Origin of the sequence: Actinoplanes couchii, assembly GCF_016862075.1 — a bacterium.
Taxonomy (GTDB): Bacteria; Actinomycetota; Actinomycetes; order Mycobacteriales; family Micromonosporaceae; genus Actinoplanes; species Actinoplanes couchii.
In genome coordinates this window covers 1-15,241 of sequence record NZ_BOMG01000069.1, presented here as the reverse complement: position 1 = coordinate 15,241, position 15,241 = coordinate 1, and the positions used below count along the sequence as shown (strand labels likewise).

Annotated in this window: 12 protein-coding genes and 1 pseudogene; 8 read left to right on the top strand and 5 right to left on the bottom strand. The window is 70.0% G+C overall.

Going from position 1 to position 15,241, the window contains the following annotated elements:
- On the top strand, positions 1–594 hold a 594-nt coding region (locus tag Aco03nite_RS27805; protein ID WP_203799633.1), incomplete at its 5' end, for a hypothetical protein.
- The gene (locus Aco03nite_RS27800; RefSeq protein ID WP_203799629.1) at positions 591–1,538 is read left to right on the top strand and encodes a 2-phosphosulfolactate phosphatase; all 948 of its coding nucleotides are present in this window, start codon (positions 591–593) and stop codon (positions 1,536–1,538) included. The genes Aco03nite_RS27805 and Aco03nite_RS27800, both read left to right, overlap by 4 nt.
- Before the next feature lie 252 nt (positions 1,539–1,790).
- Here Aco03nite_RS27800 and Aco03nite_RS27795 read toward each other — a convergent pair.
- Positions 1,791–1,985, bottom strand: a pseudogene (locus Aco03nite_RS27795) (hypothetical protein); the annotation flags it as partial.
- Positions 1,986–2,099: 114 nt separating this feature from the next.
- On the opposite strand from Aco03nite_RS27795, the gene Aco03nite_RS27790 reads away from it, so the two are divergent.
- Entirely contained in the window at positions 2,100–5,084 is a 2,985-nt protein-coding gene (locus Aco03nite_RS27790) for a S8 family peptidase (protein WP_239145482.1), read from the top strand.
- Between the two features lie 116 nt (positions 5,085–5,200).
- Here the strand turns inward: Aco03nite_RS27790 and Aco03nite_RS27785 are convergent, their stop codons facing one another.
- Positions 5,201–6,178, bottom strand: coding sequence for an alcohol dehydrogenase catalytic domain-containing protein (locus tag Aco03nite_RS27785; RefSeq protein WP_239145481.1), 978 nt, complete (start codon positions 6,176–6,178; stop codon positions 5,201–5,203).
- Positions 6,179–6,259: 81 nt separating this feature from the next.
- On the opposite strand from Aco03nite_RS27785, the gene Aco03nite_RS27780 reads away from it, so the two are divergent.
- The 3 genes from Aco03nite_RS27780 to Aco03nite_RS27770 are packed head-to-tail and all read left to right on the top strand — an operon-like array spanning position 6,260 to position 9,282.
- Positions 6,260–7,390 (top strand): hypothetical protein, encoded by a 1,131-nt coding sequence (locus tag Aco03nite_RS27780; protein ID WP_203799625.1) that lies wholly within the window; start codon positions 6,260–6,262, stop codon positions 7,388–7,390.
- Positions 7,391–7,393: 3 nt separating this feature from the next.
- Positions 7,394–8,161 carry an SDR family oxidoreductase gene (locus tag Aco03nite_RS27775; protein WP_203799621.1) on the top strand — a complete coding sequence of 256 codons (768 nt, stop codon included), beginning with the start codon at positions 7,394–7,396 and terminating at the stop codon, positions 8,159–8,161.
- On the top strand, positions 8,158–9,282 hold the full coding sequence (locus Aco03nite_RS27770; protein ID WP_203799618.1) for a sulfotransferase family protein: 1,125 nt from the start codon (positions 8,158–8,160) through the stop codon (positions 9,280–9,282). The genes Aco03nite_RS27775 and Aco03nite_RS27770 overlap by 4 nt, the downstream gene beginning before the upstream one ends.
- A gap of 3 nt (positions 9,283–9,285) precedes the next feature.
- On the opposite strand, the gene Aco03nite_RS27765 is transcribed toward Aco03nite_RS27770, so the two are convergent.
- Positions 9,286–9,822, bottom strand: coding sequence for a hypothetical protein (locus tag Aco03nite_RS27765; protein WP_203799616.1), 537 nt, complete (start codon positions 9,820–9,822; stop codon positions 9,286–9,288).
- Between the two features lie 285 nt (positions 9,823–10,107).
- On the opposite strand from Aco03nite_RS27765, the gene Aco03nite_RS27760 reads away from it, so the two are divergent.
- Complete coding sequence (locus Aco03nite_RS27760) at positions 10,108–11,070, top strand: polysaccharide deacetylase family protein (RefSeq protein WP_203799614.1); 963 nt, start codon at positions 10,108–10,110, stop codon at positions 11,068–11,070.
- A 150-nt stretch (positions 11,071–11,220) separates the two neighbouring features.
- Here the strand turns inward: Aco03nite_RS27760 and Aco03nite_RS27755 are convergent, their stop codons facing one another.
- The gene (locus tag Aco03nite_RS27755; RefSeq protein ID WP_203799612.1) at positions 11,221–12,114 is read right to left on the bottom strand and encodes a hypothetical protein; all 894 of its coding nucleotides are present in this window, start codon (positions 12,112–12,114) and stop codon (positions 11,221–11,223) included.
- 157 nt (positions 12,115–12,271) lie between these two features.
- Between Aco03nite_RS27755 and Aco03nite_RS27750 the strand changes: the two genes are divergently transcribed.
- Positions 12,272–14,164, top strand: coding sequence for an ABC transporter ATP-binding protein (locus Aco03nite_RS27750; RefSeq protein ID WP_203799610.1), 1,893 nt, complete (start codon positions 12,272–12,274; stop codon positions 14,162–14,164).
- Positions 14,165–14,261: 97 nt separating this feature from the next.
- Here the strand turns inward: Aco03nite_RS27750 and Aco03nite_RS27745 are convergent, their stop codons facing one another.
- The gene (locus Aco03nite_RS27745; RefSeq protein WP_203799608.1) at positions 14,262–14,792 is read right to left on the bottom strand and encodes a hypothetical protein; all 531 of its coding nucleotides are present in this window, start codon (positions 14,790–14,792) and stop codon (positions 14,262–14,264) included.
- Positions 14,793–15,241: the final 449 nt, after the last annotated feature.

Sequence of the window (15,241 nt, the reverse complement as noted above, 5' to 3'; positions counted from 1 at the left end):
TCGGTCTCCGGGCGGGCGCGGGTCGACTGCGAGACTCGCGGGATGCCCTGGACCGCCGCCACACCACCACGACCGCCGTCGCGTCCCGTCGAGTTGCGGCCGATGACCCGCTCCGACCGAGCCGTGCTGGGGAACCTCGGGCAGCTCTACCGTCACGACCTGTCCGAGTTCTACGGGGTCATGCCGAACGACGACGGTTCCTTCAACAACCGGCCGGTGGACCTGTTCTTCGCCGAGGCCGTCCCGGAGACCCGGGCGTGGCTGATCACCGCTGCCGGAAGCACCGCCGGTTTCGTCATGACCACTCCCGATCCCGCCGGTGGTCTCGCCATCGCCTCGTTCTTCGTGGTGCGGGCACTGCGGCGGACCGGTGTCGGGTTCGAAGCCGCCACCAGGGTCATCGCCATGTTCCCCGGGCGCTGGACCATCGGTTTCCAGCGATACAACCCGGGCGTGGAGCGATTCTGGTCCCGGGTGGCCACCGAGATGGCCGGCGATAGGTGGGAAATCCACGACGGCCCGGTTCCGGATTCGCGCCCGCCCGACACGTTCATCACCTTCACCACGCCGGTGTCCGGCATCATCCCGGCATGACCGTCAGCCCTTTCGCTCAGTCGTCTTCCCGGATTCGGTTCGACTGGGGTCCACCCGGCGCGAGCGTGATCGGGCCCGGCGCCACGATCGTGGCCGTCGTCGACGTGCTGTCGTTCACCACCTCCCTGACCGTGGCTGCGGACCGGGGCATCGAGGTGTTCCCGTACCGCTGGCGTGATGAACGGGCCACCGCCTTCGCCGCCACGCATCGGGCGACACTGGCCGTCGGCCGGTCCCAGGCCTGCCCGGACAACCCGATCAGCCTGTCCCCCGCCACCATCCGCACCGCCAACGGTGTCGAGCGCCTGGTCCTGCCCTCGCCGAACGGTTCGACGGTCGCCCGGATCCTCGCCGAACAGGGCGCCACCGTCATCGGCGTCTCGCTCCGCAACGCCCGCGCGGCCGCCGCCTGGACCGCCCGGCAACTCGCCGAGGCCGGCGAGCACACGGAAGACGACAACCCGGAAAGCAAGAACCCGGAACCCGGGAGCCCGGGCCCCGGAGACGCGGACAGCAAGAGCGTGGGCACCAGAAGCACGGATAGCGGGAGCCCGAGCGCCGGAAACACCGGCGGTAGAAGTACCCGTGGCGGAGGCACCAACGGTGGTGAGCCCACCGTCGCAGTGATCGCAGCCGGCGAGCGGTGGGCGGGAGACGGCTCGCTGCGGCCCGCCGTCGAGGATCTCTGGGGTGCGGGCGCGTTCATCGCCGGCCTGGCCGACGAGGGTGTGCTGGGCCTGTCACCCGAAGCGCTGGCCGCAGCCGCCGCCTATCACCAGGCGTCGGCCGACATCCGTGCCGCGTTGCGCGACTGCGCAGGCGGCCGGGAACTGATCACCGGCGGCTATCCGCAGGACGTCGAGGTGGCCGCCGAGCTGAACGCCGGCACCGTGGTCCCGGTGCTTGACGGCGAACGATTCCGGCCGATCCCCACCCGGCCATGACCTCCGACCCACCAGCTGCACGGCCGCGCCGGAGTCGGACCGGCCCCGGCGCCCCTGCTCGCCGATGACGATGACGATGACGATGACGACCCGGTCGTGACCGGAGCACCACTCGATCAGTAGTCGAAGTAGCCGACGCCTGTGCACCGGACATCCGCATCCGGCCTCTGCCGTACCTCTGGGGAAAAGGGCTGCGCACCTGGAGGCGCGGAACCGAAAGCGGCAACGCCCCGGTGCGGCGTCATCCGGATGTCAGCCGGGCCGGACCTCGGCGACCACGAACGGGATGCCCTGCTGGCAGGTGGTCATCAGGTCGGGCACGACCTCGCCGGTCACGGTGACGTACGCGCCGGCCCGGATAAGCGCGCGGTCGCCGCCGACGAGCAGGTGTTCGCCGAGCAGCAGGCACCCGTGTTCGACACCGGCGGTGACAGTTCCGGTCAGAGTTCGCATATCCATGGTCATGCATCATCCTCTCGGTATCAGGACCGATGCGGGATCTTACTGCGGGTCGAAAATCCTCAATATGATGCGGATCAATTCGAACACCGGAGGACGCCCGTGTCATCGAAAAGATCCGGCCGGTTCGCCCTGGCCGCGGCGCTGTCGGCCCTGCTGGTCACCAGCGGCGCCGGCCCCGTCCGAGGAGAGCCGGCCTCGACGTCGAGTCTCTACATCGTCCAGCTGAACGCACCACCCGTCGCCGGTTACTCCGGCGGTGTCTCGGGCATTCCCGCGACCAAGCCGGCCACCGGCGAGAAGATCGATCTGGACAGCAGCGCCACCAGGGCCTACCGGGCGCATCTGAAGTCCGAGCGCCAGCGGACCCAGCGGCTGGCCGGGGTGACGGCGAGCGAGACCCTGTACGAGTACGACGTCGCGTTCAGTGGTTACGCCGCCCGGCTGTCGACCGCCGAAGCCGAGAAGCTGCGCCGCAGCCCCGGCGTCCTCGCGGTGTCCAAGAACGCGGTCCATCAGGCGGACACCATCTCCACCCCGGACCTGCTCGGGCTGACCGGGCGCACCGGGGTGTGGCAGCGCGAGTTCGGCGGCGCCGCGAAGGCCGGTCTGGGCGTGATCGTCGGGGTGATCGACACCGGCGTCTGGCCGGAGAACCCGGCGTTCGCCGCGCTGCCGAACCCCCGCCCGGACCAGCGGATCATCAACGCGAAGTGGCGGGGCACCTGCCAGCGCGGCGAGGAGACCGATCCGGCGCGCAACATCACCTGCAACAACAAGATCATCGGTGCCCGCTATTTCACCGAGGGCGGGCTCGACGAGACGAACCCCGACGAGTTCCGGTCGCCGCGTGACTTCAACGGCCACGGCTCGCACACCGCCGGCACCTCGGTCGGCAACCACAACGTCGACAGCGTCATCGACAGCCAGAAGGTCGGCAAGGCCTCCGGCATGGCGCCGGCCGCGCGGCTCGCCGTCTACAAGGCGCTCTGGGATCAGGGCGGAAGCGGCAGCGGTACGACCGTGGACCTGGTCGCGGCGATCAACGCGGCGGTGGCCGACGGCGTCGACGTCATCAACTACTCGATCTCCGGTTCCACCACGTCGTTCGTCGACCCGGTCGAGCTGGCGTTCCTCAACGCCGCGAACGCGGGCGTCTTCGTCGCCGCGTCGGCCGGCAACAGCGGCCCGGCCGCGAGCACGGTGGCGCACAACTCGCCGTGGGTAACCACGGTGGCGGCCAGCACCCACGACCGCGGCTTCGCCAAGACGGTGACGCTCGGCAACGGCACCTCGTACGAGGGTTCCGGTCAGGGAACCGCCGTCCCGTCGGCGCCGCTGATCGACGCGGTGCAGGCCGGTGCGGCCGGCGCTCCGGCGGCCGAGGTGCAGCTCTGCTACTCCGGCGGACGGCTCGACCCGGCCAAGGTGACCGGCAGGATCGTGGTGTGCCTGCGGGGCGGCAACGGCCGTACCGACAAGAGCCTGGCGGTCAAAGAGGCCGGCGGCGTCGGCATGATCCTTTACAACGACCCCGACAACTCGGTCAACGCGGACTACCACTTCGTGCCGACGGTGCACGTGGACAGCGCGGCCGGGCTGGCGATCAAGGCGTACGCGGCAACCGCCGGCGCGACCGCCTCCCTGTCGGCGAGCACCGCCTTCAAGACGCGGGCGCCGGAGATGGCCACCTTCTCGTCCAAGGGCCCGGCCCGGGCCGGCAACGGTGACCTGCTCAAGCCGGACATCACCGCGCCGGGTGTCGACGTGGTGGCGCCGGTCGCCCCGCCGGGGAACCATGGGCGCACCTGGGACGCGTACTCCGGGACGTCGATGTCGAGTCCGCACATCGCCGGACTCGCCGCCTTGCTGATCAGCGAGAACCCCGGTTGGTCGCCGATGTGGGTCAAGTCGGCGATGATGACCACGGCCGGCCAGACCGACAACAGCGGCGGGCCGATCCAGCGGGCCGGTGTCCCCGCGACACCGTTCGACTTCGGTGCCGGGCACGTCCGCCCGGGTCTGTCGTACCGGCCGGGCCTGGTCTACGACTCGGCCTATCCGGACTGGATCCGGTTCGCGTGCGGCACCGGGGCCACCGGGGCGGCCTGCGACCAGTACGGCGCGATCGACCCGACCGACCTCAACTACCCGTCGATCGCGATCGGTGACCTGGCCGGCAAGCAGACGACCACGCGGACGGTCAGGAACATCACCAGACTGCCCGGCCTGTACGAGGCGAAGATCCAGGCCCCGGCCGGTACGACGGTGTCGGTCTCGCCGAAGCGTCTCGTCGTCAAGCCGGGCCGGTCGGCGTCGTTCAAGGTGACCGTCACCCGCACCGACGCGGCGATCGGCCAGTGGGCCTTCGGCTCGCTGACCTGGGTCAACAAGGCCGACCGGAAGAAGCTGGTGTCGTCCGACGTGCGCAGCCCGATCGCGGTCCGGCCGGTGGCGATCGCCGCTCCGGTGCAGGCCGACGTGACAGGCGTCAGCGGATCGACGGGCCTGAGCATCGTCCCCGGTTACAGCGGCACGCTGACGGCGGCTCCGGCCGGGCTGGTCCCGTCCACCGCGGACCGTCTGCACCTGATGGGTACCGAGCCCGCCTTCAACACCGCCGCTCCCGCCGCCGGCCCGGCCGTCGGCAAGGTGACGTTCACGGTTCCTTCGGAGACCCGGCTGGCCCGGGCCGCGACGTTCGACGCCGAGGTCCCGGACGGCACCGACCTCGACCTGTTCGCCTACCGGGCGGGCACCACCACCCTGGTGGCGTCCAGTGCGGGGTCGACTGCCGAGGAGGCGCTGAGCCTGGCCGCCGGTTCCTACGACATCTACGTGGTCCAGTTCGCCACGCCGCCCGGTGTGAACGAACTGGACGTCACCCACCACGCATGGGCCGTGGGTGACACCGCCGCCGGCAATCTGACGGCCACTCCCGCGCAACAGACCGTCACGGTCGGTTCGCCGGTCACGGTGACCGCCGGCTGGACCGGCCTGACCGCCGGGGTGCGTTACCTCGGCGTCGTCGGTTACGGCGACGGCACCACCCGCATCGGCCAGACGGTGCTCTCGGTGATCGCCTGACCACCAGCGGGGGCATCGCCACCAGCGGTGTCCCCGCTCCGGCAGCACCAGGCACCGGATCACCCGTCCCAACCGTCTCATCCGTCCCACCCAGCGGCTCGTCTCCCCTTCGAGGATCAAAGGACGATCACCGCCCGGCCCGCGACGGTTCCGGCTGCCATTTCGCCGTACGCCCGGTCGATCTCGCCGAACCCGAACTCCTGCACCTGGTTGCGAATGAGCCCGGCCCGAGCCAGAGCGATCACGTCCTGGGCGTCGGCGATCGACGAGCCCTGGAAGGTGAAGACCTCCCCGTCGCGGGGCAGCGTGGAGAACCACGGGCCGCCGAGCCTGCCGCCGGCCGAGCCGATCAGCCCGTACGCCCCGCCGGTCCCCACCGCCCGCACCCCGGCCGTGATGGTCTCGTCGGTACCGACGAAGTCGAGCACCACCTCGACTTTCCACCGTTTCGGCAGCTCCGCGACGCTCTGATGGGCACCGATCGTCTCGGCGTGGGACCGGCGCGCGGGCAGCGGGTCGACGGCGATCACCTCGGCGGCGGTGAGGACGCGCAGGAACTGGATCGCGAAAGCGCCCAGCCCGCCGGCCCCGATCACGACAGCCGTGGCACCGGGACCGAGCCGGGGCAGGACCCGCCGGACCGCGTGGTGGGCGGTGGCTCCGGCGTCGGTGAGCGGGCCGGCGTGCCGGGGGTCGAGATCGCCGAGCGGAAGCAGGGCCCGGCGATCGTCGACCAGCACGTACTCGGCGAGTCCGCCGTCCCGCCCGTAGCCGCGCCCGGCGAGACCGTGTGGGCAGCCGCTGTCCTGCCCGCGCAGGCACCAGCGGCAGGTCCCGCACGAGGCGGGGGACACCAGGGCGACCGCTTCGCCGGTGTCCGCGATCCAGCCGGCGGTCTCGTGGCCGAGGGTGAACGGCATCCGCCAGCCCAGTGCCTCGCCCGCGGCGGCCGGGAGGTGCCGCATGGTCAGGTCGGACCGGCACAGTCCGCAGCCGGCGACCCGCACCAGCACCTCCCCCGGCCCGGGTTCGGGGTCCGGCAGGGTCACCGTCTCCGGCGGTGCGCCCCAGTTCGTCATCCGGTATGCCAACACGCCCTCCAGAGTGAAACCTGTTATCGCAGGCAGTCAATGGAACATTGACCCGAAACTAGAACGAGTTCTATCGTCGGGGGCATGCTCACCGGACCGTTCGCGGACGCCATCCAAGAGGCCGAGCGGGTCATCACCACGGCCCCGCACGTGCGCACCGAGCAGGACCTGATCGAAGGTTACGACTATCTGGCCGGGAGCATCCGCGCATCGGTCCAGATGGCCTGGGCCTACGAGCGGGACTTCCCCTATTTCGTACGATCGACGGGCCCCTACACGAAGATGGGGCTCGACAATCCGGACACGCTGTACTTCCACGCGTGGCTGCGTGACGACGCCGAATATGTGATAACCGGCGAGCGCGGCAGCACGGTGGACCTGAGTTTCCAGATCCTCGACGGCGACTACTCGCCGATCCAGGTGCCGGGCAGTCTGGCCGCGTTCGACGACCGGGAGATCATGATCGAGCCGGACGGCTCGTACCGGATGTTCCTCGGCCCGGGCCTGCGGGGCGCCGGGATGCTGGTGGTCCGCGAGGTCTTCAGCGACTGGGCCGGTGAGCGGCCCGGGATGATCCGGATCCAGCGCGCGGACCGGATCGGCGCGGCCCCGCCACCGCCCACACTGGACGCGCTAACCAAACGCTACGGCGTGGCCGGCAAGATCCTGATCAGCCGGCTGCGCACGTTCCTCGCCTTCGCCGACCGGTTCTACCTGAACCTGCCGGTCAACACGCTGACCACGCCGCGTTCCACCCCGGGCGGGCTGACCACGCAGTTCTCGTCGGCCGGGCACTACGACCTGGACGACGACCAGGCCATGATCGTCACCGTCCCGGCGAGCGACGCCCCCTACCAGGGCATTCAGCTGGGCAGCATGTGGTACGTCTCCCTCGATTACGTCAACCACCAGACCAGCCTCACGCGGGACCAGGCCAGGATCGACCCGGACGGCATGATCCGGTACGTGATCAGCGAACGGAACCCGGGCGTGGCCAACTGGCTGGAGCGGACCGGGCACCGCCGCGGTTACGTGCAGTTGCGCTGGCAGCGGCTCTCCCGTGAGCTGACCGCCGAGGACGGGCCGCGCGTGGACGTGGTGGCCGTCGACGAGCTGCCGAAGCTGCTGCCGCACTGGACGCCGGCCGGGCCGGAGGCGTGGCGGGAACGGATCGCCGCGCGACAGGCCAGCGCCGCCCGCCGGATGCTGGGCTGAGCGATGCTGCTCGACGGCAAGGTCGTGCTGGTCGCCGGGATCGGCCCGGGGCTCGGGCAGGCGGTCGCGGTGCGAGCCGCGGAACAGGGCGCGTCGGTGGTGCTCGCCGCCCGGACCGCGACGACGGTGGAAGAGCTGGCGGACAAGATCGGTGAGCACGCGCTTGCCGTACCCGCCGATCTGGCCGACGAGACTGCGGTGCGCGGGCTGGTCGACCGGGCTCTCGCCACGTTCGGGCGGATCGACGCGCTGGTGCACAACGCGTTCACCATGCCGCCGATGCGCAGCCTCGGCAAGGTCGACCTGGACGAGGTGCGGGCCGGGCTGGACGGCAACGTGATCACCGCGCTGCGGACCGTCCGCCTGGTCACGCCCGCGCTGATCGAGTCGCGCGGGTCGGTCGTGGTCGTCAATTCGGCGGTGCTGCGTCATTCTCGGCGTCCCTTCGGTCCCTATCGGCTGGCGAAAGCGGCTCTGCTGGTGATGGCCCAGAACCTGGCGAGCGAACTGGGCCCGCACGGGGTACGGGTCAACTCGGTCGCGCCCGGCTGGATCTGGGCCGACCAGTTGCGGGGGTGGTTCGAGTTCCAGGCCGCGCAGCGGGGCGTGCCCGCGCGGCAGATCTACGACGAGGTGGCCGCCGACATCGACCTGCGGCGGTTGCCCGAGCCGGACGAGGTGGCCGACGCGGTCCTCTTCCTGATCTCCGATCTGGCCCGGGCCGTCACCGGCGCGTGCCTGGACGTCAACTGCGGGGAGTTCCACCATTGACCACCGACGGGCGCACCGGTGTCGGCACGGTCGGAGACCTGCACGCCTCCGCGAGCCGGCTGACCGGGCTGGACGACTTCGGCGACGGCGACGACGGGTACGCCGAGGGTTTACGGGTGCTCCTCGACGCGTACGCCCGCGAAGCCGGTCTGACCCCGGCCGGCAGCAAGTGGATCCGCGGCCTGTTGCGCGGCGCTCTGGTCTCCCGCCTGCTGGCCGAGGCCGCCTGGTGGCAGCTGCCGCAGCACGCCGAGGTCACGGTGCCGAACCCGGTCTTCGTCACCGGGCTGCCGCGCACCGGAACCACCGCGCTGCACCGGCTGCTCACCGCCGATCCCGCCCATCAGGGCCCGGAGCTGTGGCTCACCGAGGCGCCGCAGCCGCGCCCACCGCGGGAGACGTGGCCGGACAACCCGGTCTTCGCCATGCTCCGGGAGGCTTACGGCGGCGTCGGCCTCGACGGTGTGCACCACATGCGGCCGGACCAGGTCGAGGAGTGCTGGCGTCTGCTCTGCCAGTCGATGACCTCGGTCTCGTTCGAATGCACGGCATACATCCCCTCCTATTCGTCGTGGCTGGCCGGGCGCGACTGGACGCGCGCCTATCGCCGTCATCGTCGTAATCTGCAGCTGATCGGCATGAACGATCAGCACCGGCGCTGGGTCCTGAAGAACCCGAGTCACCTGTTCGCTCTGGACGCCCTGCTGGCGGTTTACCCGGATGCGACGGTGATCCAGACCCACCGGGATCAGCGGACCGTGATCGCCTCGGTGTGCAGCCTCAACGCACGTGCCTCAGCGGGCTGGTCGACGGTCTTCGCTGGCCGGGTCACCGGGCACGCGCAGCTGGAGCTGTGGTCACGGGGGCTGCGCCGGTTCCGTGCCGACCGGGCCCGCCACGACCCGGATCGGTTCGTCGACGTGTCCTACGAGGAGTTGTCGGCTGATCCGATCCGGACCGTGGAGATGATCTACGACCGGCTGGGGGCACGGTTGTCCGGACCGGCCAGGTCAGCGGTCGCCGAAACAGCCCGCGGCGGTACGCCGAAGCCCGCGCACGCTTACGACCTGGCTTCTTACGGCCTCACTCCCGCCGACGTGGATCGCGCTTTCGCCGTCTGACCGTCAGTGCTCGGCGATCCTGGCCGGGAACCATGTCACCTCCTCGGGTCCGAATCCCTCTTCGCTGATCAGGTCGGCGACACCCTGCGCCTCGGCCAGGGTGCCGATCAGGCCGTTCCCGTTGGGCTGGACGTCCGTCTCGTCCAGCAGTGAGTAGCAGAGCCAGGTGTGGAAGCGGCCCGCCTCGAACCCCAGCACCTCGAAGCCGAGCTCGCTCCCGTCCGGCGCCGGGGCGCCCCGGGCGAGGTTGCCGATCATCGGATGCGGCCGGTCACCGATCCAGCCCGTCATCAGCTCCGTCAAGGCGGCCGCCTGATCAGCCGGAACGCTCATCGAAAGGATGTGCCCGGGGTGCTCGCGCGCCTCGCCGACGCTCTCGAACCAGGGCTCCAGCCACCAGTCGCGAACCGGGGACACGAAGTCGACCAGGCACTCGCTCACGGTGGCCACCTCGGCGGGCAGCCGGCCCCTGGAGCCATACTTCTCCGGCGGCACCCAGCGCGGGCCGGTCACGAAACCCGCTGTCACGTAAGTCGTCATGGAACGAATGATTCCACGGCGCACGGCGATCCGTAAGTTTCGGAGTACGAATCCGAAATTAGATCAGCGTCACAGCCTTTCGGACTTACACGGACGCTCTGAACTGGTGCTAGCTTCGTGTCCACTTCCGGAACTTTTCCGTAAGTTGTTGACAGCTTGTTGCCCACCGTCGAATACTCGCGTCGAGATGAATCGCTGACTGTCGATTCGTTTCCCATCCCCACCGGCATGAGCTCCTCGCGCTCTGCCTGGATTCCCCGCCAGGTCACCAGGAGGAAAACCATCATGACCAGGATCATCCGAGCGGTCTGCGCACTCGCGCTGATCGCCGCCGTGAGCACGCTCGCTCTCGGCAGCACCCCGTCGCAGGCCGCGGCCTGTAACGGCTACGTCGGGCTGACCTTCGACGACGGCCCGGCCGCCGGCAACACCCCGAACCTGCTGGCGGCACTGCGCAACAACGGCCTGCGGGCCACCATGTTCAACCAGGGTCAGTACGCAGCCGCCAACCCAGCCCTGGTCAAGGCACAGGTCGACGCCGGGATGTGGGTGGCCAACCACAGCTACACCCATCCACACATGACACAGCTCAGCCAGTCGGCCATGGAGTCGGAGATCTCCCGGACACAGACGGCCATCGCCAACGGGGGCGGAGGAACACCCAAACTCTTCCGGCCGCCGTACGGGGAGACCAACGCGACGTTGCGGGCCGCCGAGCAGAAGTTCGGTCTCACCGAGATCATCTGGGACGTCGACTCGCAGGACTGGAACAACGCGAGCACCGACGCCATCGTCGTGGCCGCCGCCCGGCTCACCAACGGGCAGGTCATCCTGATGCACGACTGGCCGGCCAACACCGTCGCCGCGATCCCCCGCATCGCCCAGGGCCTGACCGCCCGGGGGCTGTGCGCGGGCATGATCTCCCCGAGCACCGGCCGGGCCGTGGCGCCCGACGGCACCACCACGCCGCCGCCCTCCGGAGGGAGCTGCACGGCGACGGTGTCCGCCGGCCAGTCCTGGAGCGACCGCTACAACCTCAGCATCACCGTCGCCGGGTCGAACACCTGGGCCGTGACGGTGAACGTACCGTCGCCGGCCAAGGTCATCGCGACCTGGAACACCACGGCGACCTGGCCCACCGCCCAGCAGATGGTCGCCAGACCGAACGGCAACGGCAACTCCTTCGGCATCACCGTCCAGGCCAACGGGAACTGGACCTGGCCGGGCGTCTCCTGCACCACCACCTGACCCCGTTCCCCATCCCCGCGGCGCGGCGGCCCATCCCCGGTCGCCGCGCCGCACCCTCCCGGCGCCGGCTCACTCCCGGTGGGCACTACGACGGGTGGGCACTAAGACGGTCGGGCACTACGACGGGTGCTACGGCAGGCGCTATGGCGGTCAGTCGAAGTAGACGTCGTCCATGTCGTGGAGTTCCAGGTCGTACCCGGCCAGGAACGCCTCGGCGTCGGCCTGCCGGTCACGCGCCTGCAGACTCCGGACCACGATCAGGCAGGCCTCCCAGAAATAGAGGCCGTCCGCGTCGGCGGCCCAGGGCCGGGCCAGATCCTCGGCTTCGGCGTTGCCGCCCAGCATCAGCAGTGCCCACGCTTCCCGCAGGCGCAGGACGGCGTGGTCACCCGGGTGACGCCGGGCCCGATCCAGGGCTGCCCGGGGCCGGCCGCCTTCGGCTTCGAGCCGGCACAGCTCGGCCTGCACGGAGGGCAGCGAACGTTCCGGCAACAGGCCGGCGGCGATCGGTTCGTCCATCAGCTCGTCCAGACGGGAGATCAACACCCATGACCCGGTCGGCAGGCCGCGGCTCAGCGCATCGAGCAGTACACGCGCCTCCGCGCCCGTATCACCCGCGTCCCGGTGCAAGCCGGCGGCTTCGAGCAGCATGGTGACGGCACGCTGCTGGTCGTTGATCCCGGCTGCCCGTTCCAAAAGAGCGGCACGGGACGGCAGGACCGGCGGGAGCGACGGCGCAGCCAGCAACTCGTCGAGCAGGTCCCGGGTCTCCGGCAGGTGGCCGGCGACATGGGCGTAGAGCTCGGTCAGCAGATGGCGGGCGATCATCGCGTCGCCGGTGAGCCCGGCCCGGGTCAGGTCACGCCGGGCCTGCTCGGCGGACTCGATGGCATCACCCCGGCGGCCGTCGTCGCGCAGCCGCAACGCCACCTCCAGACGCAGCCGCGCCGCACCGGCGGCATCGCGAGCCGCGGTCCGCTCGGCGATCGCACGGATCAGGGCATCGACGGCAGCCCGGTTCGGATCCCCGGCAGATTCGTACATCCGATCAGTATCCGGCCTTTCCCGGCACCGCCTCAGCGCTCCCCCACGGACCGCATCACCCTTGCGAGCTGCGACGACGCAAAGATGTCAGACCCCCGGTGCATCATCGGGGAACAACGCTTGACCTCAACCGCGATTCAAGTGGGAGGTTCGTGCCATGAGCATGGAATCAGCCGCCTGGAATTCGATGTGGCACGTCATGAACCAGCAGGACGACAAGCGGCCGTTCTCCCGGGCGACGTTACGGCGCATCCTCGCCCTGGCCCGCCCACAACGGCGGACCCTGTCCGGCTTCCTGGCGCTCAGCATCATCACCGCCGTCCTCGCCGTCGCCACCCCGGTGCTGGCCGGACGGGTCGTCGACGCGATCGTCGAGGGCCGCGACAGTTCGCTCGTGATCGGCCTCGCGATCGCCATCGCGGTGATCGCACTGGCCGAGGCCGGACTCGGGATGATCCAGCGCTGGCTGTCCGCGCGGATCGGCGAGGGTCTCATCTTCGACCTGCGGACCAAGGTGTTCGACCACGTGCAGCGGATGCCGGTTGCCTTCTTCACCCGCACCCGGACGGGGGCCCTGGTCAGCCGGCTCAACAACGACGTCATCGGGGCGCAGCGGGCGTTCAGCGACACTCTGTCCGGTGTGGTCGGCAACCTGGTCGCGCTGGTGCTCACCCTGATCGTGATGATCGGGATCTCGTGGCAGATCACCGTGCTCGCGCTGCTCCTGCTGCCGGTGTTCGTGCTGCCCGCCCGGCGGATGGGCGGCCGCCTCGCCGGCATGGAACGGGAAGCGGCCGAGCACAACGCGGCGATGAACACCCAGATGACCGAGCGGTTCTCGGCGCCCGGCGCGACCCTGGTCAAGCTGTACGGCGATCCGGCCTCCGAGTCCGGCGAGTTCGCCTCCCGGGCCGCCCGGGTCCGCGACATCGGCATCCGCAGCGCGATGGCCCAGCACCTGTTCATGACCGCGCTGATCTCGGTGTCGGCCGTCGCGATCGCGCTGGTCTACGGGCTCGGCGGCTTCTACGCGCTGCGCGGGCAACTCGACCCGGGCGCGGTCGTCGCCCTGGCCATCCTGCTGACCCGGTTGTACGCGCCGCTGACCTCGCTCGCCAGCGCCCGCGTCGAGGTGATGACCGCCCTGGTCAGCTTCGAACGGGTCTTCGAGGTGCTCGACCTGAAACCGCTGATCGAGGAGAAACCACAGGCCCGTGAAGTGCCGGACGGGCCGGTGTCGGTCGAGTTCGACGACGTGCGATTCGCCTACCCGTCCGCTGACAAGGTCTCCCTGGCCTCCCTCGAAGAGGTCGCCACCCTCGACACCAGGGGCGGTGACGAGGTGCTGCACGGCGTCTCGTTCCGGGCCGAGCCCGGGCAGATGGTGGCGCTCGTCGGCTCCTCCGGGGCCGGCAAGTCGACCATGGCGAGCCTGCTCCCCCGGCTCTACGACACCGGCAGCGGGACGATCCGGCTGGCCGGCGTCGACGTGCGCGACCTGACCGCGGCCTCGCTGCGGCAGAGCCTCGGCATGGTCACCCAGGACGGGCATCTCTTCCACGAGTCGGTGCGCGCCAACCTGCTGCTGGCCCGGCCCGAGGCGACCGACGACGACATGTGGGAGGTGCTGCGCCGGGCCCACGTCGCCGACCTGGTCGCGTCGCTGCCCGACGGGCTCGACACCGTCGTCGGCGAACGTGGCTACCGGTTGTCCGGCGGCGAACGACAGCGGCTCACCATCGCCCGGCTGCTGCTGGCCCGGCCCCGGGTCGTCGTCCTGGACGAGGCCACCGCACACCTGGACTCCACCTCCGAACAGGCAGTGCAGGCGGCTCTCGGCGAAGCCCTGAACGGCCGGACCGCGGTGGTGATCGCACACCGCTTGTCCACGGTCCGGGCCGCCGACCAGATCCTGGTCATCGAGGAAGGCCAGGTGGTGGAACGAGGCACCCACCCCGAGTTGCTGGCGGTCGGAGGCCGATACGCGGAGCTGTACCGAACCCAGTTCAGCGAGACCCGGAGCAGCGAGGCCCAGATGATCAAGACATAGACGGCGGCCCGTCCCCGCACGAGGCAATGCGGCACAGTATCGGCAACGAATGATGGGTTCGCCGCAGAACTGGGCAGCCCGCCGGCGGGGCCGGCGGTCAGTGGAGGGTGGCGGCTCGTTTCAGGGCTCGGGTGGTCAGGTTTTCGGCTCGGGTGCGTTCGCCGTCGGAGGTCTCCCAGCCGACGTCGGCCATCACCACCACGGTTCGGCCGGTTCGGGACACCACTACGTAAGTGTGGTGGGTGACCTGCTGGTCCACGTGCTCCCAGCTCTGGGTCCAGCGCAGGACCAGGCGGTCACGGCCGGATTCGAGCAGTTTCCAGGTTTTGTCGTCGCAACCCTGCAGGGCTGTTCGGAGGCCGCGCAGGTAGTCGCGGGCGGCTCGTTCGGAGCGGTGCAGGGCCAGGTATTCCAGGACCACCACGGGGGCCTGGTCCACGTCGATCACTGCGGATACGGCACGGTCCGCGGTGGGCTTCGGAGGCTTCAGACCGCACGGGCGGGGCGGACGAAGTTTGGGCCAGCTCTCACCGTCGACCGGGTAGGGCTTCGACCCGCCGAGATCGTCCACGCTCAACATGGCACTGTCCGGGATCTTCGAGAACGACGCGTCATCCGAGGCCGTCACAGAGCCGGTACCTGCGCCAGAAGCGATACCTGGACCAGAAGCGGCACCTGGACCAGAAGCGGTACCCGACCCCGACCCGGCACCCGGGCTGGAACCGGTGCCCGGCCCGGAACCAGACGTGGGGCTGGAAAGGGTACCTGGCCTGGAACCGGAGGTTGGGCCGGAACCTGTGGCAGGTCTGGACTCAGTGGCCGATCCGGAACCTGTCGCCGGGCTGGAACCGGTAGTCGGCTTGGAAGGCGTGGCTGGGTTGAGATCCGGAGCTCGGGTGGTGGCCTTCGTTGAGGTGGAAACCGATACTCCAGGCTCCGCGGGAAACGGCGAAGCGAGATCGGGTCGGTTTCCTACCTCAGCGCGGACGTCCGACTCTTCACGGACGTCCGACTCTTCACGGACGTCCGACTCTTCACGGACGTCCGACTCTTCACGGACGTCCGACTCTTCACGGA

Excerpts from the sequence above, each read along its gene's own strand:
- Aco03nite_RS27750 (WP_203799610.1), top strand. The coding sequence starts at position 12,272 with ATGAGCATGGAATCAGCCGCCTGGAATTCGATGTGGCACGTCATGAAC.
- Aco03nite_RS27760 (WP_203799614.1), top strand. The coding sequence starts at position 10,108 with ATGACCAGGATCATCCGAGCGGTCTGCGCACTCGCGCTGATCGCCGCC.
- Aco03nite_RS27755 (WP_203799612.1), bottom strand. The coding sequence starts at position 12,114 with ATGTACGAATCTGCCGGGGATCCGAACCGGGCTGCCGTCGATGCCCTG.
- Aco03nite_RS27765 (WP_203799616.1), bottom strand. The coding sequence starts at position 9,822 with ATGACGACTTACGTGACAGCGGGTTTCGTGACCGGCCCGCGCTGGGTG.
- Aco03nite_RS27775 (WP_203799621.1), top strand. The coding sequence starts at position 7,394 with ATGCTGCTCGACGGCAAGGTCGTGCTGGTCGCCGGGATCGGCCCGGGG.
- Aco03nite_RS27780 (WP_203799625.1), top strand. The coding sequence starts at position 6,260 with ATGCTCACCGGACCGTTCGCGGACGCCATCCAAGAGGCCGAGCGGGTC.
- Aco03nite_RS27800 (WP_203799629.1), top strand. The coding sequence starts at position 591 with ATGACCGTCAGCCCTTTCGCTCAGTCGTCTTCCCGGATTCGGTTCGAC.